This is a genomic window from Georgenia sp. Marseille-Q6866 (assembly GCF_965111665.1).
Genome location: NZ_CBCOOR010000006.1, coordinates 64,869 through 83,703, shown reverse-complemented (window position 1 = coordinate 83,703; position 18,835 = coordinate 64,869). Strand labels below are relative to the sequence as shown.

Annotated in this window: 21 protein-coding genes; 7 read left to right on the top strand and 14 right to left on the bottom strand. The window is 72.5% G+C overall.

Annotated elements, in window-relative coordinates; translation table 11 throughout:
• Positions 1–87 precede the first annotated feature (87 nt).
• On the top strand, positions 88–372 hold the full coding sequence (yidD, locus tag ACWPXV_RS07255) for a membrane protein insertion efficiency factor YidD (RefSeq protein WP_454084608.1): 285 nt from the start codon (positions 88–90) through the stop codon (positions 370–372).
• A gap of 18 nt (positions 373–390) precedes the next feature.
• On the opposite strand, the gene ACWPXV_RS07250 is transcribed toward yidD, so the two are convergent.
• On the bottom strand, positions 391–924 hold the full coding sequence (locus tag ACWPXV_RS07250; RefSeq protein ID WP_454084607.1) for a TetR/AcrR family transcriptional regulator: 534 nt from the start codon (positions 922–924) through the stop codon (positions 391–393).
• Between the two features lie 75 nt (positions 925–999).
• On the opposite strand from ACWPXV_RS07250, the gene ACWPXV_RS07245 reads away from it, so the two are divergent.
• From ACWPXV_RS07245 to ACWPXV_RS07235, 3 genes are read left to right on the top strand one after another with little or no spacing between them, the layout of a single operon-like run.
• Entirely contained in the window at positions 1,000–1,707 is a 708-nt protein-coding gene (locus tag ACWPXV_RS07245; protein ID WP_454084606.1) for an MBL fold metallo-hydrolase, read from the top strand.
• Between the two features lie 60 nt (positions 1,708–1,767).
• A complete protein-coding gene (locus ACWPXV_RS07240) occupies positions 1,768–2,148 on the top strand; it encodes an ArsR/SmtB family transcription factor (RefSeq protein ID WP_454084605.1) in 381 nt (126 codons plus the stop codon).
• Entirely contained in the window at positions 2,145–2,648 is a 504-nt protein-coding gene (locus ACWPXV_RS07235; protein ID WP_454084604.1) for an SRPBCC family protein, read from the top strand. Before ACWPXV_RS07240 ends, ACWPXV_RS07235 begins: the two co-directional genes overlap by 4 nt.
• Before the next feature lie 18 nt (positions 2,649–2,666).
• Here the strand turns inward: ACWPXV_RS07235 and ACWPXV_RS07230 are convergent, their stop codons facing one another.
• From ACWPXV_RS07230 to ACWPXV_RS07195, 8 genes are all read right to left on the bottom strand, one after another.
• Positions 2,667–3,038 (bottom strand): YciI family protein, encoded by a 372-nt coding sequence (locus ACWPXV_RS07230; protein ID WP_454084603.1) that lies wholly within the window; start codon positions 3,036–3,038, stop codon positions 2,667–2,669.
• Positions 3,039–3,108: 70 nt separating this feature from the next.
• Positions 3,109–3,657 carry an SRPBCC family protein gene (locus tag ACWPXV_RS07225; protein ID WP_454084602.1) on the bottom strand — a complete coding sequence of 183 codons (549 nt, stop codon included), beginning with the start codon at positions 3,655–3,657 and terminating at the stop codon, positions 3,109–3,111.
• 64 nt (positions 3,658–3,721) lie between these two features.
• Positions 3,722–4,159 (bottom strand): VOC family protein, encoded by a 438-nt coding sequence (locus ACWPXV_RS07220; RefSeq protein ID WP_454084601.1) that lies wholly within the window; start codon positions 4,157–4,159, stop codon positions 3,722–3,724.
• Positions 4,160–4,228: 69 nt separating this feature from the next.
• Positions 4,229–5,896 (bottom strand): ABC-F family ATP-binding cassette domain-containing protein, encoded by a 1,668-nt coding sequence (locus ACWPXV_RS07215; RefSeq protein ID WP_454084600.1) that lies wholly within the window; start codon positions 5,894–5,896, stop codon positions 4,229–4,231.
• Between the two features lie 34 nt (positions 5,897–5,930).
• Complete coding sequence (locus ACWPXV_RS07210) at positions 5,931–6,401, bottom strand: PH domain-containing protein (RefSeq protein ID WP_251839689.1); 471 nt, start codon at positions 6,399–6,401, stop codon at positions 5,931–5,933.
• Between the two features lie 50 nt (positions 6,402–6,451).
• The gene (locus tag ACWPXV_RS07205) at positions 6,452–7,183 is read right to left on the bottom strand and encodes a hypothetical protein (protein ID WP_454084599.1); all 732 of its coding nucleotides are present in this window, start codon (positions 7,181–7,183) and stop codon (positions 6,452–6,454) included.
• Between the two features lie 169 nt (positions 7,184–7,352).
• A complete protein-coding gene (gene ychF / locus ACWPXV_RS07200; protein WP_454084598.1) occupies positions 7,353–8,438 on the bottom strand; it encodes a redox-regulated ATPase YchF in 1,086 nt (361 codons plus the stop codon).
• Between the two features lie 123 nt (positions 8,439–8,561).
• Positions 8,562–9,119 carry a hypothetical protein gene (locus ACWPXV_RS07195; protein ID WP_454084597.1) on the bottom strand — a complete coding sequence of 186 codons (558 nt, stop codon included), beginning with the start codon at positions 9,117–9,119 and terminating at the stop codon, positions 8,562–8,564.
• A gap of 140 nt (positions 9,120–9,259) precedes the next feature.
• Here ACWPXV_RS07195 and ACWPXV_RS07190 point away from each other — a divergent pair, with 140 nt between their 5' ends.
• Genes ACWPXV_RS07190 through ACWPXV_RS07180 form a run of 3 tightly spaced genes read left to right on the top strand, consistent with a single transcriptional unit; the run spans position 9,260 to position 11,448 of the window.
• Positions 9,260–9,601 carry a cupin gene (locus tag ACWPXV_RS07190; RefSeq protein WP_454084596.1) on the top strand — a complete coding sequence of 114 codons (342 nt, stop codon included), beginning with the start codon at positions 9,260–9,262 and terminating at the stop codon, positions 9,599–9,601.
• A gap of 34 nt (positions 9,602–9,635) precedes the next feature.
• A complete protein-coding gene (locus tag ACWPXV_RS07185) occupies positions 9,636–10,196 on the top strand; it encodes a PH domain-containing protein (RefSeq protein ID WP_454084595.1) in 561 nt (186 codons plus the stop codon).
• A gap of 40 nt (positions 10,197–10,236) precedes the next feature.
• The gene (locus ACWPXV_RS07180) at positions 10,237–11,448 is read left to right on the top strand and encodes a DNA recombination protein RmuC (RefSeq protein ID WP_454084594.1); all 1,212 of its coding nucleotides are present in this window, start codon (positions 10,237–10,239) and stop codon (positions 11,446–11,448) included.
• Between the two features lie 372 nt (positions 11,449–11,820).
• Here ACWPXV_RS07180 and ACWPXV_RS07175 read toward each other — a convergent pair whose 3' ends face one another.
• The 5 genes from ACWPXV_RS07175 to ACWPXV_RS07155 all read right to left on the bottom strand — a co-directional run bounded on the left by ACWPXV_RS07175 (position 11,821) and on the right by ACWPXV_RS07155 (position 18,820).
• A complete protein-coding gene (locus tag ACWPXV_RS07175; protein ID WP_454084593.1) occupies positions 11,821–13,524 on the bottom strand; it encodes a dipeptide ABC transporter ATP-binding protein in 1,704 nt (567 codons plus the stop codon).
• Positions 13,521–14,495 carry an ABC transporter permease gene (locus ACWPXV_RS07170; RefSeq protein ID WP_454084592.1) on the bottom strand — a complete coding sequence of 325 codons (975 nt, stop codon included), beginning with the start codon at positions 14,493–14,495 and terminating at the stop codon, positions 13,521–13,523. The genes ACWPXV_RS07175 and ACWPXV_RS07170 overlap by 4 nt, the downstream gene beginning before the upstream one ends.
• Positions 14,488–15,414 (bottom strand): ABC transporter permease, encoded by a 927-nt coding sequence (locus ACWPXV_RS07165; RefSeq protein ID WP_454084591.1) that lies wholly within the window; start codon positions 15,412–15,414, stop codon positions 14,488–14,490. The genes ACWPXV_RS07170 and ACWPXV_RS07165 overlap by 8 nt, the downstream gene beginning before the upstream one ends.
• A 20-nt stretch (positions 15,415–15,434) precedes the next feature.
• Positions 15,435–17,069: a peptide ABC transporter substrate-binding protein gene (locus ACWPXV_RS07160; protein ID WP_454084590.1), complete on the bottom strand. Its 1,635-nt coding sequence runs from the start codon at positions 17,067–17,069 to the stop codon at positions 15,435–15,437.
• A 95-nt stretch (positions 17,070–17,164) separates the two neighbouring features.
• Positions 17,165–18,820: an AMP-binding protein gene (locus ACWPXV_RS07155; protein WP_454084589.1), complete on the bottom strand. Its 1,656-nt coding sequence runs from the start codon at positions 18,818–18,820 to the stop codon at positions 17,165–17,167.
• Between the last annotated feature and the right edge of the window lie 15 nt (positions 18,821–18,835).

Below are 18,835 nucleotides of genomic sequence, written 5' to 3'. Positions count from 1 at the left end.
CGGCGTCGAGCAGCGCCGAGACCCACCCCGCGGGGCGGGTCGCGCGCTCACCGTGCCGCGGCGCGGGGCCGCCGTTACGGTGACGCGATGGGACCAGCCACGCGCGCCGCAGATGCCCTGATCCGTCTCTACCAGCAGCGCCTCTCCCCGCGGAAGGGGTGGACCTGCGCCCACCTCGTCGCCCACGGCGGCCAGTCGTGCTCGGCCGCGGTGCGTGACGTCGTCGTGAGCCGTGGCGTGGCCCGGAGCGTCGTGCCGACCGTCCTCCGCTTCGTCGCCTGCTACCAGGCGGCAAGCATGCTGGCGGCCACCCAGGTGCAGGGGGTGTGCTGCTGCGGCGGCATCCCCATCCCGTTCCGCTTCCGTCGCTGACGGGCCGACGCCGGAACCTCAGCCGCGGGGCGCGGTGAGCCCGGCACGGAGGCGTTCGAGGCCGTAGTCGAAGGCCTCGTCCACGCTCCCGCCGAGCCGGAACGCGCCGGCGAGCTCCATCTGGAGGAAACCGGTCGCCCAGGCGGTGAAGAGCCGGGCGGCCGCGAGCGCGTCCTCCTCCCCGACGAGGTCACCGGCAGCCCGGATCACCGGGGCCGACGAGCGCCGCAGCGCGCCCTCCTCGGCGTAGGGCGTGAAGACGAGGCGGAACGCCTCGGGCCGCTCATGGGCGAAGGACCGGTAGGCGTGCGCCAGGCCCCGAAGGTCAGGCGCCGCCTCCTCGAGCCGCGCGCCCAGCTCGTCGATCGTGGCCGTGACGACGGCGCTGAGCAGCGCGTCCCGGTCGTGGAAGCGCTTGTACAGCGACGGCGCACGGACGCCCACCCGCGCCGCGACGGCTTGCATCGTGAGGCCCACGGGGCCAGCGCTCTCGAGGACCCCCTGCGCGGCGGAGACGACCTCCTCGTTCGTCGTCCGGTTGGGCGAAGGCATCGGAATTCTCCTTGGCTATTGACGTTAGCCATGATGGCTAACTACCGTAGCCATCCTATCCCGGAAGGATCTGCCATGAAGATCGCGCCGCACCTGCACCGTCTCGGCAACGACGTCGTCGCCTCCTACCTCATCGACCTCCCCGAGGGGATCACGCTCGTCGACGCCGGCCTGCCCGGCCACTGGAAGGACCTGCTCCGGGAGCTTGCGGCGATCGGCCGGCCACTCTCGGACGTGCGCGGGCTCGTCGTCACCCACGGGGACAGCGACCACATCGGCTTCGCCGAGCGCCTCCGCGTCGAGACCGGAGTGCCGGTCTACGTCCACGCCGCCGACGCGCACCGGGCGCGCACCGGCGAGAAGCAGAAGACGCCGATGGGACCGTCCCGGCTCGGGCCGATGCTCGGCTTCCTCGCCTACGGGCTGCGGAAGAACGGGCTTCGCACCCGGTACGTGCGTGAGGTCGTCGAGGTGGCCGACGGCGACGTCCTCGACCTGCCCGGCAGTCCGCTCGTCGTCGGGATGCCGGGACACTCCCCCGGCAGCATCGCCGTCCACGTCCCCGCAGCCGACGCCGTCTTCGTCGGCGACGCACTCACCACGCGCCACGTGCTCACGGGCCGTGAGGGTGCACAGCCCGCTCCCTTCACGGACAAGCCCGAGCAGGCGCTGGCCTCCCTCGACCGGCTCGCGGGCCTCGACGCCTCGTGGGTACTGCCGGGGCACGGGGCACCCTGGCGCGGAGCACCGGCCGGCGCCGCCGCGGCGGTCCGCGCCGCCTGACGACCCAGCAGTTCGCCGCTGCCCATAGCCATTGCGTAACCGCAGCGTTACGCTTCGGGGATGACCGTGTTCGAGGCGCTGGCGGACGAGACGCGACGCCGCCTGCTCGTGGAGCTGGCCGACGGCGCACGATCGGCCGGTGCGCTGGCCGCGACCGAGCCTGCCTCCCGGCCTGCGATCAGCCGGCACCTCAAGGTGCTCCGCCAGGCGGGCCTGCTGGACGTGCGCCAGCACGGACGCCACCGCATCTACGCGCTGCGCCCGGACGGGCTCTCGCCGGTCCGGGAGCTGCTGGACCGGCTCGACACGGTCCGCGAGCCGGCCCTCGCGCCCCCGGTCGCCGAGGGACGGTTGGCAGCCCTCGACCTCGAGGTTCGCAGAACCGTGCGCGAACGTCGCACGGCGGAGTCAGACCATCCATCCCAGAGGAGCTCATCATGACGACGACACCAGAACCGCGTGGACGGCTCGGCACCGGCCCCCGCGGGCGCGAGGTGCAGATCGAGCGTCAGTTCCACGCCCCCATCGACGACGTGTGGGCGGCGATGACGGAGTCCGACCGCCTCGAGCGGTGGATCGGACGGTGGGAGGGGGACCCTGGCTCCGGGAAGGTCACCTTCTTCATGACCGCCGAGGGCGACGACGTCGACGCCGAGGACGTCACCATCACCGAGTGCACCCCGCCCCACCGCTTCGCCGCGGACACCGGCGTCGGGGAGGGGATCTGGCACCTGCGCTTCGAGCTCAGCCAGGAGGGGGAGGTCACGACCCTCGTGTTCGCCCAGGCGCTCGGTGACGACCCGCTCGGCAGCGTGGGCCCGGGGTGGGAGTACTACGTCGAGCGACTCGCGCGAACCCTGGCGGGCGAGGACGCCGCGGACGTCGACTGGGACGACTACTACCCGGCCATGAGCGGCTACTACGAGGCCCTCGAGCGCTGACGCCGCCGCCCAGCGGCGCTACCCCTCGCTCGGCGCCTCCTGGAGAGCACGCACCTCCACCCGGGAGGACAGCGCCCTGGACGCCTTCGCCGCCCACTCGACGGCGGTGGCCTCGTCAGCGACCTCGACGACCCAGAAGCCGCCGAGGTACTCCGGCGCTTCGACGAAGGGGCCACTGACCGTCTTCAGTTCCTCACCGGTGTTGTCGACCGTCGTCGCGGTCGACGGCGGCATCAGGCCGCCCGCGAAGACGAAGGCTCCCGAGGCCATGAGCTCGTCGATGAAGGCGCCGGCCGCCGCCATGGCGGCCTCGAGCTCGGCCGGGTCCATCGTCGCCATCGTCGGCTCCTCGGCGGAGTCGTGCGGGAGTGAGAGCAGGTACTGGGCCATCGGTCGTCCCTTCGCTGGTCCGTCGGGTGCTTGGTGCACAGTTCGTAGTGACCGCCGCGTCAGCGGAATGTCATCGGTGCCCGCGCCGCGTACTCTCACGCCGCCCGTCCCGAGCACCGCTGCGTGATCGGCGCCGACGAGCCGACAGCAGGCCGCGCAGCAGCCTGGTCCACCGCGAGCGCCGCGCGGGGACCGCCGGTGGATGACCTGCCGCGGACGCCGCCCGGTCGAGACACTCCTCGATGAGCGCGTCGTGCAGCGGACGGAAGACCAGCGGCCACGTCACCGCGGCCCCACCACTGACCCTCATCACCAGCTCGTGCCGCAGCACGCTGGACCGTTCTCCCACCGCCGTCACCGAGAACCCGTGCGAGCCGTGGAAGCCCACCGGCCTGATGAACCGGAAGGTGACGGAGCGACCGGGCCGGAACGCCTCCACCACGTACCGCACCGGCCCGTGCCCACCCGCGGCACCGATCCCGAGGGGCCGGTCGAGTCTCATCGCGGGCCACTGGTCGCGCGGCCACAGGCGGTCCGAGCTGCTCGCCAGGGAGTTGATGAGCTCACCCACCCACTCCGCGTCCGCGGCGATCTCGCGCTCGTGCACGTTGCGGATCACGGCCCGCTCCCGGTTCCACCGACCTCGCCATACGCATTCCCGGCACGCGCGGCCCAGCCCACCGTCACGTCCGCTTCAGCTCCTCGGCGAGCATGATGATGATGCCGCTCGGGCCGCGCACGTAGGTGAGCCGGTAGAGGTCCTCGTAGGTCGCCACGCCGCGGAGCGGGTGGCAGCCGTGCCGCCCCGCCACCTCGAGGGCGGCGTCGAGGTCGTCGACCGCGAAGGCCACCCGGTGCATGCCGATCTCGTTGGGCCGGGTGGGCTCCGTCGCGATCGGCTCGGGGTGGAGGTACTCGAAGAGCTCGAGCCGCGCCGCGCCGTCGGGCGTCTGCAGCATCGCGATCCTCGCGTGGTTGCCGTCCAGCCCGACGGCGATGTCCGCCCACTCACCGCTGACGGTGTCACGGCCGAGCACGGTGAGACCGAGGTCGGTGAAGAAGGCGATGGCCGCGTCGAGGTCCTGGACCGCGATGCCGACGTTGTCGAGCCTGATGGCCATGCGCTGCACGCTAGCGAGGGCCGGGTCCGGCGGACAAGGGCGTGGGCGAGATCCGGGAAGCAGCGCCCCCTACAGCTCCGTGACCTGCCCGGCGTCGACGTGCCACCGCCGGTCGGTCCGCACGGTGGCGAGCATCCGCCGGTCGTGGGTCACCAGCAGGAGAGTGCCGTCGTAGGACTCGAGCGCCTGCTCGAGCTGTTCGATGGCTGGCAGGTCGAGATGGTTCGTCGGCTCGTCGAGGACCAGGAGGTTGATGCCGCGGGCCTGGAGCAGCGCCAGGCCGGCACGCGTGCGCTCACCCGGTGACAGCTCGTCGACGGGGCGGTTGACGTGATCGGCCTTGAGCCCGAACTTCGCCAGCAGCGTCCGCACCTCCCCGGACGCCAGGTCCGGGACGAGCTCCTCGAAGGCTGCCGCGAGGAGGTGGGACCCAGCGAGCACGCCCCGCGCCTGGTCGATCTCGCCGATGTGGACGCTCGCGCCCAGGCTCGCGGTCCCCTCGTCCGGCCGCTGGTGGCCGAGCAGAGCGCGCAGCAGTGTCGACTTGCCGGCGCCGTTCGGCCCGGTGATGCCGATCCGCTCACCCGCGTTCACCTGCAAGGACACCGGACCGAGCGCGAAGGAGCCCTGCCGGAACACCGCCGAGCTGAGCGTGGAGACCACTGACCCGGAGCGCGGCGCCGATCCGATGGTGAACTGGAGCTGCCACTCCTTGCGAGGCTCCTCGACCTCCTCGAGGCGAGCGATGCGGCTCTCCATCTGACGGACCTTCTGTGCCTGCTTCTCGCTCGACTCGCTCGAGGCGCGGCGCCTGATCTTGTCGTTGTCCGGCGCCTTCCTCATCGCGTTGCGCACGCCCTGGCTCGACCACTCCCGCTGGGTCCTGGCCCGCGAGACGAGGTCGGCCTTCTTGTCGGCGAACTCGTCGTACTTCTCCCGCTGGTGACGACGGACGGTCTCCCGCTCCTCCAGGTACGAGTTGTAGCCGCCACCGAACACCCGGTTCGTGCCCTGGGCCAGGTCGAGCTCCAAGACTCGCGTCACGCAGCGCGCGAGGAACTCGCGGTCGTGACTGATGACGACGACGCCGCCACGGAGTCCGCGGACGACGCTTTCGAGCCGTTCGAGACCGTCGAGGTCGAGGTCGTTCGTCGGCTCGTCGAGCAGCACGATGTCGAACCGGGACAGGAGGAGCGCCGCCAGCCCGACGCGCGCGGCCTGCCCTCCGGACAGTGAGGTCATCAGGGCCTGCTCGGGTCGAGCCCCGCCGAGGTCCAGCCCAAGATCGGCGAGCACGACCGGGAGTCGCTCGTCGAGGTCGGCGGCACCGCTGGCCAGCCAGCGGTCCAGCGCCGCGGAGTACGCGTCGGCCGGGTCGACCCCGCTGCCGTCGAGGGGTGAGGGGTCGCCGAGTGCCGCCGCCGCAGCGTCCATGGCTCGCGTCGCCTCCGCGCACCCCGTGCGGCGGGCGATGTACTCGGCGACGGTCTCGCCGTCGACGCGCTCGTGCTCCTGGGGCAGCCAGCCGACGAAGGCGTCCGCCGGCGACAGCGTGACGGCACCCGCCTGAGGTTCGTCCCTGCCGGCGAGCAGCCTGAGCAGCGTGGACTTCCCGGCGCCGTTTGCACCGACCACCCCGAGGATGTCGCCGGGCGCGACGGTGAGGTCGAGCGAGTCGAAGAGGGTGCGATGGCCGTGCCCGCCGGCCAGGCCGTGGGTCACGAGGGTCGCGGTCATCGGCCAATCCTGTCATCGGGGAGGCACTCGGCCCTCACCGCGGCGCGGTGCCGCCGCTCACCAGGCGATTGATCAGCGCGGCGACCTCCTTGGGCCGCTCCTGCGCCCCGAGCTTCAGCTTGATGTCCTTGTCCTGCCTCAGGCGCACCCGCAGCCGACCGAGGAGGAAGAAGGGCACGACCTCCGCGCCGACGACCTCGGCCAAGGGTGCCTCGCGCTTGGCTGGCCAACGCCGCCACGGCTGGTCGATGGTGAGGATGACACGTCGATCAGTGACTAGCAGCAGCGGGAACGTGTCCGCGGACAGCCCGCCCACCGCGACGTCGAGCACCGTCTCCTCCGGATGCAGGAGCCTCTCGGGCAGGATCACGTCGCTCACCGAGAAGCGCTGGCCGCTGTTGCGCGCCATCGCGGCACGGTAGGTCCTCTCCGCGTGGGTGCGTCCGCTCGCGGCCCAGGCCTGCGCCATCGCCCCCTCGACGCTCTCGCCGTGCTGCTCCTGCATCTCGCGCTGCAGCTTGGCTGCAGCCCGCAGCCTCTCTCGCCGTGGCACCATCACTGCCTGACCTCGCGGCCCCGCAGATCGGGAACGGCAGGGAAGCCGGGGAGCTGCCGTGAGGCATCGGCGGGGTTCCCGGTCAGCTCGCGCACCGGCGCGGCGGCGGTGGCTTGGGCCAGCTGGACAGCTCCTGCCGCCGCAGCTGCCCGGGCGATCTGAGCGGTGACCTGCTCCGGCGGCGTGGACCCGGCGCCGGCGAACCAGACCCAGCGACCGTCGACGGAGCGCGCCGGCGGGTCCTGCAACGCCGCGAATCTGGCACGGTGGCGACGCGCGGTCTTCGGCGAGGGGCCGACGAGGTGGACGCCCTGCCGCGTCCAGGCGTTCCGCCGCACAGTCGACTGCGCGGGACCGCCGGGACCGGTCTCCCTGGCATAGCGGCGAGCGCCGGTCACCGGGACCACGCTGCCGGGGACGATCTGGTCGTAGCGAAGCACGTAGGGTCGCAAGCCGGGGGCGAAGGACCCGATGACCAGGCCGCGCTCGCACACGAGCAGCCGCTCGTTGCCGACGTACAGCAGCGCCACCGCGAACAGGATCGCGAAGGCCACTGTCGGCGCCACGGCCAGCAGGAGGGTCTCCCCGGGATTGATGAAGGTGAGTCCCGAGAACAGCAGCCACACCGCCACGAAGATGCCGATCACCAGCGGCGTGGGCTTGTCCCAGTACTCGGCGACGACACCGCCGAGCTCGTCACGGTGGCGCCGGGCCTCGGAACGCACGCTCACCGCTGCACCACCCGGTGACCTCGGTCGTCCAGCCTGGTGACCGCGCGGCGGTCGTCGTCATCGTCCGGCCCGGTCATTTGGGCGCGTGCGTCCGTCGTCATGTCCCGCCCTCGTGCGTCGTCATGTCACTGCCGTCCAAGGTACGTACCCTGCCGCACGACGCAGCCCGCTACACGTTGAAGCGGAACTCCACGACGTCGCCGTCCTGCATGACGTAGTCCTTGCCCTCGATGCGCACCTGCCCCTTGGCCTTGGCCTCGGCCATCGACCCCGCGGCGACGAGGTCGTCGAAGGAGACGATCTCGGCCTTGATGAAGCCGCGCTGGAAGTCGGTATGGATGACGCCGGCGGCCTCAGGGGCGGTCGCACCCTTGGGGATCGTCCAGGCGCGGGTCTCCTTGGGGCCGGCGGTGAGGTAGGTCTGCAGGCCCAGCGTCTCGAAGCCGACGCGGGCCAGCTTGTCCAGGCCCGCCTCCTCCTGCCCGGCGTCGGCGAGCATCTCGGCCGCCTCCTCGGGCTCGAGCTCGACGAGCTCGGACTCGAACTTCGCGTCGAGGAAGATCGCCTCCGCCGGGGCCGCGAGCGCGCGCAGCTCGGCCTGCATGGCGCTGTCGGCCAGGCCCTCGTCGTCGGTGTTGAAGACGTAGATGAAGGGCTTGGCGGAGAGCAGCTGGAAGGAGGCGACGTGTTCCATGTCGAGCCCCGCCTTCGGCGCGCCGGTGGAGATCGCCGTGCCCTCCTCGAGGAGGGCGAGGACCGCGCGCGCGGTGTCGAGGACGGCGGCGTCGGTCTTCTTGCCGCGGACCTCCTTCTCCAGCCGCGGGATGGCCTTCTCCACGGTCTGCAGGTCGGCGAGGACGAGCTCGGTGATGATGGTCTCGATGTCATCTGCGGGGGCGACCTTGCCCTCGACGTGGACGACGTCCGGGTCGCTGAAGGCCCGCGTCACCAGGCAGATCGCGTCCGCCTCGCGGATGTTGGCGAGGAACTGGTTGCCCAGCCCCTCACCCTCGGAGGCGCCGCGGACGATGCCGGCGATGTCGACGAAGGAGACCGTCGCGGGGAGGATCTTCTGCGAGCCGAAGATCTCGGCGAGCTGGTCGAGCCGCGGGTCGGGCAACGGCACGACGCCGACGTTCGGCTCGATCGTCGCGAACGGGTAGTTCGCGGCGAGCACCGTCGCGCGAGTCAGGGCGTTGAAGAGGGTCGACTTGCCGACGTTGGGCAGTCCCGCGATTCCGATGGTGAGGGCCACGGGCACCGAGTCTACGTGGGACTTGCGGCCGGTCCACCGTGCGCACCTCGCAAGCCACGGTGTGCCCCGTCGACGGGGCGCACCGTGAGCCGACCGGGCGCACGGCCGCCGCTGGAGACGGTGCTACCCGCGCACGGTGACGCGCATCCGGTTGAAGCCGGCGATGCCACCGATCTCCGCCCCGACCTCGACGACCTCGTAGTGGTAGAGCCAGTCGGAGATGTCATCGCGCCGCGGCAGCTGGGCGATCGCGTCGCGCATCGCCTCCTGCAGGTCCCAGCTGCTTGAGTAGCCCACCGCCTCGCTCGGCTCGGTCTGCGGCAGCTCTATCGGCGGGCGGCCCTCCTGCACGACGCCGAGTCGTTCGCCCGCGTCCAGGGCCGTCACCTCCACGGAGAACTCACCGCCCGCGTGATGCACGACGACGGCCTCGCGGTACCCGCCGGTGCGGAAAGCCTGCGCCACCTCGAAGTCGGCCACGACGGCGGCGCACTTCGCCAGCGGGTCGATGCTCATGCGTGCGACGAAGCTCGGCGGCTCGACGTCGGCGAGCGCGCGTTCCAGGCTCACCAGGTGGCACGCCGTGGGCCGCGTGCCCGCGACCTGCAGCACGAGCACGTCCCCGAGCTGGTAGGCACGCGCCCGGTCGACTGTCGCCAGCTCTGACTCGACGATCCTCACGGTGGTCTCCCCTGTTCGACCGTCCCCAATGACGGTCCGAGGATCATGGCAGCGCGCGGCGGCGGCGACAAGGGTCCCGGGTACCGCATCGGCGCCGCCTGTGCCACGGTGGGGCCACCTGTCCGCTCCGAGGAGGACCGATGCCTGACCTCATGCCGCTCGTCAGCTCCCACATGCAGGCCGCCCGTGCCGATGAGCACGGCCGCAGCGCCGAGCTCGTCCTGCGCGACGGCGTGCTGCGCCAGTCGATCCTCGCGCTGCGCGAGGGCACCGAGCTGGCGGAGCACAACGCCCCGCACGCCGCCAGCCTCCAGGTGCTCGTGGGCCGGGTCCGGGTCACTGGCGAGGACGAGCCGGTCCTCAGCGCGGGTGAGCTGCACGCCCTCACCCACCAGCGGCACGCCGTCGTCGCCCTCGAGGACTCCGTCTTCCTCCTCACCACCGTCACCAGCCAGCCCGGGGAGCCCCCGCAGGACCAGTGACCGGGTACCGGCGGGCGCCTGGGATGATGGGCCGGTGCAGCCCGCCATCGTCTTCCGCGCCGCAGCGAGCCGCGGCTACGCCGTCGCCACCTGGGTGGTCGCCGCAGCCGTGCTCGCCGCCTTCGCCGCCAACGGGGGCGCGGCCGAGGTGCTCCGCTACGGCGCCCTGCCGCTCCTGCTCGCCGTCCTCGGCTGGGCCGGGTTCTGGCGGCCCGTCGTGCGCGTGGAGCGCGACGGCGTGCAGGTGGTCAACGTCATGAGCACCACGTGGCTGCCCTGGGCCGCCATCACCGGCGCCGGCACCCGCTGGGGCCTGGAGCTCTCTACCCACGGGCGCCCGGTCAGTGCGTGGGCGCTTCCCGCACGGAGTGCGCTGAGCCGCTGGACCACCGGCCGCCGCGAGTCCCCCGTGCCGCCGCCGCTGCGCACCGTCGAGGTCGACGTGCCCGGCGGCAGCGACCCGCTCGTCGCGGCCCGCGTGATCGAGGAGCACATCCGGTCGGGCTCGGCACGTCCCGAGAAGCGCCTCGAGATCGTCCCCGCTGGTCTCCTGCTCGCCACCGCCGGGCTGGCGCTCGTCTCGCTCCTGCTCTGACCTCCCCGCCGATGTCAGTGGCCCCTGCCACCCTGGGGGCATGGACACGACGACGGCGATCCTCCTGGCCGTAGCCACCCTTGCCACCGGCCTCGTGCTCGGTCTGCTCCTGGGCCGGGTGCGCGCCGAGGCCGCCACCTCCCGCGCCCGGCAGGAGGCTGCCGCCGCACGGGCACGGGCGGAAGCGCTGGCCGAGGAGTGCGCGGACCTGCGTGAGCGGGCCAGCCGCGACCACGACGTCCTGCGCGCCCTCGCCCCGGTGCGGGCGACCCTCGCGCAGGTCGGGGAGCACGTGGCCGAGCTCGAGCGGGAGCGCACCGAGCAGTACACGGTGCTCGCGGAGCGTCTCCACGCCGCCCAGCGCAGCGATGCCGAGCTGCGCGCCACCACCGCGAGCCTGGCCGGCGCGCTGCGTTCGGGCACGATCCGCGGCCAGTGGGGCGAGGTCCAGCTGCGCCGCGTCCTCGAGGCCTCCGGCATGCTCCGGCACGTCGACTTCCTCGAGCAGTCCACCGTCGTCTCGCTGCCCGGGGCGCGCGCGGGCGCCGGGGCGGGCCGTCCGGACGTCGTCGTGCGGCTGCCCGAGGAGAAGTACCTCGTCATCGACGCGAAGGTGCCCTTCGACGCCTATCTCGAGGCCAGCGCCATCACCGCGGTCGACGACCCCGAGGCCTCCGACCGTCGCGAGCGCCTCCTCGCCGCCCACGCCCGGGCGCTGCGCGGGCACGTCGACGCCCTCGCCTCGCGCCGCTACCACGAGCAACTCGCGGGCAGCCCCGAGCTCGTCGTCATGTTCGTGCCCTCCGAGGGCCTGCTCGCCGCTGCCCTCGAGGCGGACCCCGTGCTGCTCGAGCACGCCCTGCGCCAGGGTGTGGCGCCGACGGCACCCTCCTCCCTCATGGCGTTGCTCCGCACGACGGCGACGATCTGGTCCTCCGCCTCGGTCACCGAGGACGCCAAACGCCTCCTCGAGCTCGGCCGCACCCTGTACGAGCGGCTCGGCACCGTGGCGGGGCACACCGCGCAGCTGGGCCGGACGCTGGAGAGCGCCGTGCAGCACTACAACAGGCTGGTCGGCTCGGTGGAGTCTCGTCTACTCGTCACCGCCCGCGCCTTCGAGGGCCTGGACCCGGGCGGCCTGGAGGTGCGCGAGGTGGACGCGGACCGCGCCCAGGTGCGGCGCTTCACCGCGAGCGAGCTCACCGACCCGCTCGCCGGCGAGCTCCCCGAGCAGCTCCCGCTCGGCCGCTGAGGGCGGGCGGCCCCGCCCGCCGCCACCGGGCCCGCGCCGCCGCTCGCCCGGCGCCCGCGGCCCTGCCCCTGCCGCGCCCGCGCCCGGCGCTCGCGCCGCGGCTCCGCCGCGCCCGGCCCCCGGCCCCGGCCCCGGGTCGCACCCAGCTGCTGAAACTGCGTGGCGCTGCGGATATATCAGCAGCGCGGATCGGTTTCAGCAGCTGGGTGCGGCGGGCAGCGCTCAGCCCGGGGCCGCGCCGCCGCTCGCCCGGCGCCCGCGCCCCGCGCTCGCGGCGCCGCGGTCCCTTCCCGCCGGCCCCCGCCCCGGGCCAGCACACCGCGCTGCTGAAACTGCGTGGCGCTGCAGATATATCAGGCGCGCGGATCCGTTTCAGCCGCGGGGTGCGGCTGGGCCTGTGCCGAGGTCGAGGTGGACGCCGGGGATCGCCCCGAGCAGCTCGCGGGTGTAGGGCTGCTGCGGCCGCTCGAAGACCTCGTCCGTCGTCGCCATCTCGACGATCCTGCCCTTCTCCATGACCGCGACCGTGTCGGCGATCTGCCGGACCACCGCGAGGTCGTGCGTGATGAAGAGGTAGGTGAGGCCGAGCTCGGTCTGCAGGTCGCCGAGCAGGGCGAGGATCTGCGCCTGGACGAGCACGTCCAGCGCCGAGACCGCCTCGTCGCAGACGACGAGCGAGGGCTCCAGCGCCAGCGCCCGGGCGATCGCGATCCGCTGCCGCTGCCCTCCGGAGAGCTCCCCCGGGTAGCGGCGCATCGTCGAGCGCGGCAGCGCGACGAGGTCGAGCATCTCCGCGACCCGGGCAGCGCGTTCCTTGCGGCTGCCCACGCCGTGCAGGCGCAGCGGCTCCTCGATCGTCCGGAAGATCGAGTACATCGGGTCGAGGGAGCCGTAGGGGTTCTGGAAGATCGGCTGGACCTTGCGGCGGAAGGCGAAGAGCTCACGCCTGGACAGCGTCGAGAGGCCGGTCCCCTCGAAGGTCACCCGCCCCGAGGTGGGCTCGAGGAGGTTGAGCATGATGTTGGCGACCGTCGACTTGCCCGAGCCCGACTCCCCCACGAGCGCCATCGTGGCGCCGCGCGGGACGGTGAAGGAGACGTCGTCGACCGCCCGGAAGGTGCTCCCCCCGCCGGGAAGCGAGCCGCGCAGCGAGAACTCCTGGACGAGGTTCTCCGCGACGAGGATGTCCGGCCGGCGGCTGACGTCCCCGTGCGTGAGCTCCTCCCCGCTCTCCTCGCCGCGCTCGTGGGCGCTCTGGATCCGCCGGGAGGTCAGCGACGGCGCGGAGTCCACGAGCCGGCGCGTGTAGGGGTGGCGCGGCTCGGTGAGGATCTGCGCCGCCGGCCCCGACTCGACGACGAGCCCGCGGCGCATGACGACGAGGTGCTCGGCCCGCTCGGCCGCGAGCCCGAGGTCGTGGGTGATGAAGAGGACCGCGACGTTCCGCTCCCGGGTGAGGCGGCCGAGGTGGTCGAGGATCCGCCGCTGGACGGTGACGTCGAGGGCGGAGGTGAGCTCGTCGGCGATGAGGAGCCGTGGGTTGCCCGCGAGCGCCACCCCGATGAGGGCGCGCTGACGCATGCCGCCGGAGAACTCGTGGGGGTACTGCCGCGAGCGCCGCTCGGCGTCGTCCAGCCCCGCCTCGGCGAGCACCTCGTTGGCGCGGGCCCTGGCCGCCTTCCCCGTGGCGACACCGTTCGCGGCGAGCGCCTCGCGGACCTGGAAGCCGATCTTCCACACCGGGTTGAGGTTGGTCATCGGGTCCTGCGGGACCAGGCCGATCTCCCGGCCGCGCAGCCGCTCCATGTCCTTGCGGCTCGCCCGGGTGATGTCGCGGCCCCCGAACAGGATGGACCCGCCGGTCACCTTGCCCGTGCCGGGCAGGAGGTCGATGACGGCGTTGGCGAGCGTCGACTTGCCCGAGCCGGACTCCCCGACGATCGCCACGCTCTGGCCGGGGTAGACGGTGAGGTTGGCGCCGCGCACGGCGGACACGGTGCCCGTGGTCGACCGGAAGCTCACCTCGAGGTCACGGACCTCGAGCAGCGGCTCGTCGGGTCGCTGGTTCTCGCTCATCGGCCACGCACCCTCGGGTCGAGGGCGTCGCGCACGGCGTCGCCCATCATGATGAAGCCGAGCACCGTGAGCGCGAGCGCGCCGGACGGGTAGAACAGCACCCCCGGCCGGCTGCGCAGGGACGCCTGCGCCTGGGAGATGTCCCCGCCCCACGACACGACCGAGGGCGGCAGGCCGACGCCGAGGAAGCTCAGCGTCGCCTCCGCGACGATGAAGGTGCCCAGCGCGACCGTCACGTAGACGATGATCGGCGCCGCCGCGTTCGGCAGGATGTGGCGCAGCAGGACGGTGAACCGCCCCGCCCCCAGGGCCCGCGAGGCGGTGACGTAGTCGTTGTTCTTGACGTTCATCACCGCCCCGCGCGCGATGCGGGCGACCGGTGGCCAGCCGAAGACGGCGAGGACGAGCGCCACGGTCCAGATCGTCCGGCTCGCCGTCACCTGCATGAAGACGATCGCGGCCAGGACGAGCGGGATGGCGAAGAAGATGTCGGTGAGGCGGGAGAGCAGCGTGTCGAACCAGCCGCCGAGGAAGCCCGCGAGCGCCCCGATGGTGGTGCCGACGACGAAGACGATCGCCGTCGTCACGACGCCCACCGTCACCGAGGACCGCGCGCCGTAGATGACGCGGGAGTACAGGTCGCAGCCCTGGCGGTCGAAGCCGAAGGGGTGGCCGGCCGACGGGCCCTCGAGGGAGCGGGCGAGCTCGCAGTACCGCGGGTCCTGGGAGGTGAACAGCGAGGGGAACAGCGCCACCGTGCACACGAGGAGGATGAGGGACGCGGAGACCCAGAACAGCGGGCGACGGCGCAGCTTGGACCACGCCTCGCCCCACATCGTCGACGGCGCACCGGAGTCGGCGACGGCGTCGACGGCACCGAGCCCGGCCTCGTCGAGCTCGGCGAAGAAGTGCTCCTGCCCGCGCCGGCCGGCGCGCGCGGAGGGACCGCCCGTGGGAGGGAGCTCAGCCATAGCGGATCCTCGGGTCCAGGGCGGCGTACAGGAGGTCGACGAGCAGGTTGGCGAGGATGTAGACGACGACGAGGACGGTCGTGAGGGAGACGACGGTGACGTTCTCCCCCTGGATGATCGCCCGGAACAGGGTGCCGCCCACCCCGTTGATGTTGAAGATGCCCTCGGTGACGATGGCCCCTCCCATGAGCGAGCCGAGGTCGGCACCGAGGAAGGTGACGACCGGGATGAGCGAGTTGCGCAGGACGTGGACCGAGATCACGCGGTTGCGGCCCAGGCCCTTGGCCCGGGCGGTGCGGACGTAGTCGGCGCTGAGGTTCTCCGCGACCGAGGTCCGTGTCAGTCGCAGCACGTAGGCGAGGGACACGGCACCGAGCACGGCGGCGGGCATGAGCAGGGACCGGAAGCCAGGGTCGCTGCCGGCCGTCACCGGCAGCCACCCGAGCTGGACCCCCACGACGAACTGCAGCACGAAGCCGATGACGAAGGTCGGCACCGCGATGACGAGCAGGCTGAGGACGAGCACCGTCGAGTCGAAGATCCCGCCGCGGCGCAGGCCCGCCACCAGGCCGAGCACCACGCCGAACAGCGCCTCGAAGGCCAGTGCCATGAGCGCCAGCCGGAAGGTCACCGGCAGGGCGTCACGGATGACGTCGAGCACCTCCCGCCCGGAGAAGGTGACGCCGAGGTCGAGGGTGAGGATGCCGCGTAGGAACAGCAGGTACTGGACGATGAAGGGCTCGTCGAGGTTGTACTGCTCCCGGATCTGCTGCTGCACGGCCTCCGGCAGCCCCCGCTCCCCGCCCAGCGCCGCCACCGGGTCCCCCGGCAGCGCGAAGACCATCGCGTAGATGAGCAGCGTGGCGCCGAGGAACACGGGGACGAGCTGGAGCAGCCGCCGCCCGACGTACCTGACCATCCCGTCGTCGCTTCCGGGCGTCAGCCCTTGGTGACCTGGGGCAGCTCGACCTGCCGGTTCCAGGCGAACTCGACGTTGTCCACGGCCTCGGAGTGGCCACCGACCGCGTTCTCCACCCACAGCGGGATGCCGGGCAGGTCCTCGAAGAGGATCGCCTGCGCCTGGGTGACGAGCTCGTTGGCCTGCTCGACGGACTCGGCCGCGTTGATCTGCCGCATGAGGTCGTCGAACTCGGGGTTGGAGTAGAAGGCGTCGTTCGAGCCCGCGCCGGTCGAGTAGATCGGGGCGAGGAAGTTGACGAGCGAGGGGTAGTCGGCCTGCCAGCCCGCGCGGAACACCCCGGAGATCTCCTGGTTGTCGCGGGCGTCGAGGAACTCGGAGAACTGCGGGTAGGCCTCGAACTCGGCCTCGATGCCCAGGGTGTTGCGGATGGAGTTGGCCACCGCGTCGATCCAGGCCTGGTGGTCGCCGTCGGCGTTGGAGCTGATGGTGAGGGTGCCCTCCCACGGCTCGATCGCCTCCGCCTCGGCCCACAGCTCGGCCGCGCGCTCGGGGTCGTACTGGGCGAGGTCGTTGCCCGGCACGTCCGGGGTGAAGCCCTCGATCGAGGGGACGGTGAAGTCGACCGCCGGCGTCACCGCGCCGGAGAAGATCGTCTCGGCGATCTGCTCCCGGTCGATGGCCAGCGAGATGGCCTGCCGGCGCAGGAGGCCGGCCTCGCCCTCGAACTGGGGCAGGTAGGACGGGACGGACAGGGTCTGGTTGAGCGCGGCGGGCTGGTTGACGGCGCGGTCGCCCAGCTCCTCCTCGAAGCTCCCCAGGGCGGAGGACGGCATCTCGTCCATGATGTCGAGGTTGCCGGCGATGAGGTCGTTGTAGGCGGTGTCGAGGTTGTCGTAGAAGACGACGCGCACGCCGTCGTTCTGCGCGGGGGTGCCGCCGGTGTAGGACTCGTTGGGGACGAGGCCGATCTGGACGTTGTGCTCCCAGGCCCCCTCCTCGGCCAGCTGGTAGGGACCGTTGCCGACCGGGTTCTCCCCGAAGGCCTCCATGTCCTCGAAGGCCGACTCGGGCAGCGGGTAGAAGGCGGAGTAGCCCAGGCGCTGCGGGAAGTCGAACTCCGGCTGGGACAGGCGCACGGTGAAGGTGCGCTCGTCGACGACCTCCAGGCCGGTGAGCTCGGAGTCCTCCTCCGCGGAGTAGCCCTCGATGCTCTCGAAGAAGTAGCTGCTGTTCTGGGCGTTGCTCAGCAGGGCGCCGTAGTTCCACGCGTCGACGAAGCTGCTGGACGTGACGGGGGTGCCGTCGGAGAAGGTCCAGCCCTCGGCGAGGGTGATCGTGAAGGTCTGGTTGTCCTCGGTCTCGATCGACTCGGCGACCTCGTTGACGACGGTGCCGTCGGTCTCGTAGCGGACCAGTCCGGCGAAGAGCAGGTCGAGGATGTCGCCGCCGCCCACCTCGTTGGTGGCGGTGGGGACCAGCGGGTTCTGCGGCTCGGTGCCGTTGATCGACACGACCCCGGCGCCGGCGGCCGGGTCTGCGGAGGTGGCATCGCCGTCGCCGTCGCCACCGTCGCCCGAACCTGAGCAGGCGGCGAGGAGCAGTGAGGCGGCGAGTGCCGCCGCGGCGGTACGGCTGGCGCGGATCCTGGTCATGAAGAGCCCCCGGGGTCGTAGTCGCTGACACGTGACGCGGGTCACGTTCGTCGCACGATATGCCGGGGAGGCTTCCGGTGTGAAGGCTTTGGGCCTCAGGAGGGCTGGCGGGAGCCGAGCAGCTGCTCGCGGACCACCCGGCGCAGCACCTTGCCGAGCTGCGAGCGCGGCAGGTCCTCGAGCACGGTGACGGCGCGCGGCATCGCGTAGGCCGAGACGCGGTCCTCGGCCCAGCGGCGCACCGCCGCGAGGTCGACGCTCGCCCCCGGCTCGAGCACGAGAGCGGCGACGACGCGCTCACCGCGCGGACCGTCGGGGACGCCGACGACGGCGACGTCCCGCACCCCCGGCATCGAGCGGACCGCGTCCTCCACCTGCGAGGGGTAGACGTTGAAGCCACCGGTGATGATGAGCTCCTTGCGGCGGTCGGCGAGCGTGACGAAGCCGTCCTCGCCCCGCCGGACGAGGTCGCCGGTACGCAGCCACCCGCCGTCGAGCATGACCTCGGCGGTGGCCTCCGGGTTGTCCCAGTACCCCGCGAAGACCTGCGGCCCGCGGATGAGGAGCTCCCCGACCTCACCGGTGGGCACCTCGACGGCCGGCTCCTCCGGGTCCACGACCCGGATCTCCGTGCCGGGGAAGGGCAGGCCGAGCGCGCCGGGGCGCCGCTGCGAGCTCAGCGGGTTGCCCAGCGCCACGGGCGAGGTCTCGGTCATCCCGTAGCCCTCGATGATGAGGCCGCCGGTGACGCGCTCCCAGTGGGCGGCCACCTCGGGGTCGAGGGACATCGCACCGGAGATCGCGAAGCGCACCGCGCTGAGGTCCACGCCCTTCTCCTCGGCGGCCTCGGCGAGCCGGGCGAACATCGGCGGCACCCCGCCGAAGAAGGTGACCGGCCGGCGGCGCACCGCGGCGAGGACCATGTCCGGGTCGAAGCGCGGGAAGACCAGCTGCGTGGCCCCCAGGCGGACCGCGGTGGTGAGCGAGAGCGTCATCCCGAAGGCGTGGAAGAAGGGCAGGACGGCGGAGAACACCTCGCTGCCGTAGCGCAGCTCGGAGACCCACGTCGCGTTCTGGGTGACGTTGGCGATGAGGTTGCGGTGGGTGAGGACGACGGCCTTGGGCGTGCCGGTCGTGCCGCCCGTGTGGAGGAGGACGGCGGTGTCGAGCGGCTCGGGCCCCGGGGCGCCGGCGGGCAGCGGGCTGGCCCGGCGCAGCGCGCGCTCCCAGCCGAGCACCCCTTCCGGGACGGGTCCGCGCATCTCCGCCCGCTGTGCCCGGGCCGCGGGCACGGGCAGACGGAGGAGGAGGCGCGAGCGGCGCGGCAGCGCGGCGGTGAGGTCGACGGCGAGCACGGTGCGGCCCTGCAGGTCGCCGCCGGGGCACACCTTGGCCAGGGACTTCTCCCACGCGACGACGACGCGGGCGCCGTGCGCGTCGAGCTGGGCCCGGATCTCGGCCGGGGACGCGAGCGGGTTGTGCTCGGCGACGACCGCGCCCAGCCGCAGCGCGGCGTAGAAGGCGACGACGTGCTGGGGACAGTTGGGCAGCACGAGGGCCACCCGGTCCCCGGCGCGCACGCCTGCCGCCGCGAGCACCGCGGCGGCGCGGTCGACCTGCGCCGCCAGCTCGCCGTACGTCGTCGTCGCACCGAGGAAGTCCAGGGCGACGTTGTCGGGGACCCTCCGGGCGGCGTCGGCGAGGAGGTCCGGGACGGTCATCTCGGGGACGGTGAAGTCGTCAGCGGCCATCAGTCCTCCTCCGTT

What these genes read in the sequence shown, in the direction of transcription:
- ACWPXV_RS07175 (WP_454084593.1), bottom strand. Translation starts at nt 13,524, where the DNA reads ATGAGCGAGAACCAGCGACCCGACGAGCCGCTGCTCGAGGTCCGTGAC.
- ACWPXV_RS07160 (WP_454084590.1), bottom strand. Translation starts at nt 17,069, where the DNA reads ATGACCAGGATCCGCGCCAGCCGTACCGCCGCGGCGGCACTCGCCGCC.
- ACWPXV_RS07230 (WP_454084603.1), bottom strand. Translation starts at nt 3,038, where the DNA reads ATGGCCCAGTACCTGCTCTCACTCCCGCACGACTCCGCCGAGGAGCCG.
- ACWPXV_RS07165 (WP_454084591.1), bottom strand. Translation starts at nt 15,414, where the DNA reads ATGGTCAGGTACGTCGGGCGGCGGCTGCTCCAGCTCGTCCCCGTGTTC.
- ACWPXV_RS07220 (WP_454084601.1), bottom strand. Translation starts at nt 4,159, where the DNA reads ATGGCCATCAGGCTCGACAACGTCGGCATCGCGGTCCAGGACCTCGAC.
- ACWPXV_RS07155 (WP_454084589.1), bottom strand. Translation starts at nt 18,820, where the DNA reads ATGGCCGCTGACGACTTCACCGTCCCCGAGATGACCGTCCCGGACCTC.
- ACWPXV_RS07170 (WP_454084592.1), bottom strand. Translation starts at nt 14,495, where the DNA reads ATGGCTGAGCTCCCTCCCACGGGCGGTCCCTCCGCGCGCGCCGGCCGG.
- ACWPXV_RS07215 (WP_454084600.1), bottom strand. Translation starts at nt 5,896, where the DNA reads ATGACCGCGACCCTCGTGACCCACGGCCTGGCCGGCGGGCACGGCCAT.
- ACWPXV_RS07190 (WP_454084596.1), top strand. Translation starts at nt 9,260, where the DNA reads ATGCCTGACCTCATGCCGCTCGTCAGCTCCCACATGCAGGCCGCCCGT.
- ACWPXV_RS07180 (WP_454084594.1), top strand. Translation starts at nt 10,237, where the DNA reads ATGGACACGACGACGGCGATCCTCCTGGCCGTAGCCACCCTTGCCACC.
- ACWPXV_RS07240 (WP_454084605.1), top strand. Translation starts at nt 1,768, where the DNA reads ATGACCGTGTTCGAGGCGCTGGCGGACGAGACGCGACGCCGCCTGCTC.
- ACWPXV_RS07235 (WP_454084604.1), top strand. Translation starts at nt 2,145, where the DNA reads ATGACGACGACACCAGAACCGCGTGGACGGCTCGGCACCGGCCCCCGC.
- ACWPXV_RS07250 (WP_454084607.1), bottom strand. Translation starts at nt 924, where the DNA reads ATGCCTTCGCCCAACCGGACGACGAACGAGGAGGTCGTCTCCGCCGCG.
- ACWPXV_RS07210 (WP_251839689.1), bottom strand. Translation starts at nt 6,401, where the DNA reads ATGCAGGAGCAGCACGGCGAGAGCGTCGAGGGGGCGATGGCGCAGGCC.
- yidD (WP_454084608.1), top strand. Translation starts at nt 88, where the DNA reads ATGGGACCAGCCACGCGCGCCGCAGATGCCCTGATCCGTCTCTACCAG.
- ACWPXV_RS07245 (WP_454084606.1), top strand. Translation starts at nt 1,000, where the DNA reads ATGAAGATCGCGCCGCACCTGCACCGTCTCGGCAACGACGTCGTCGCC.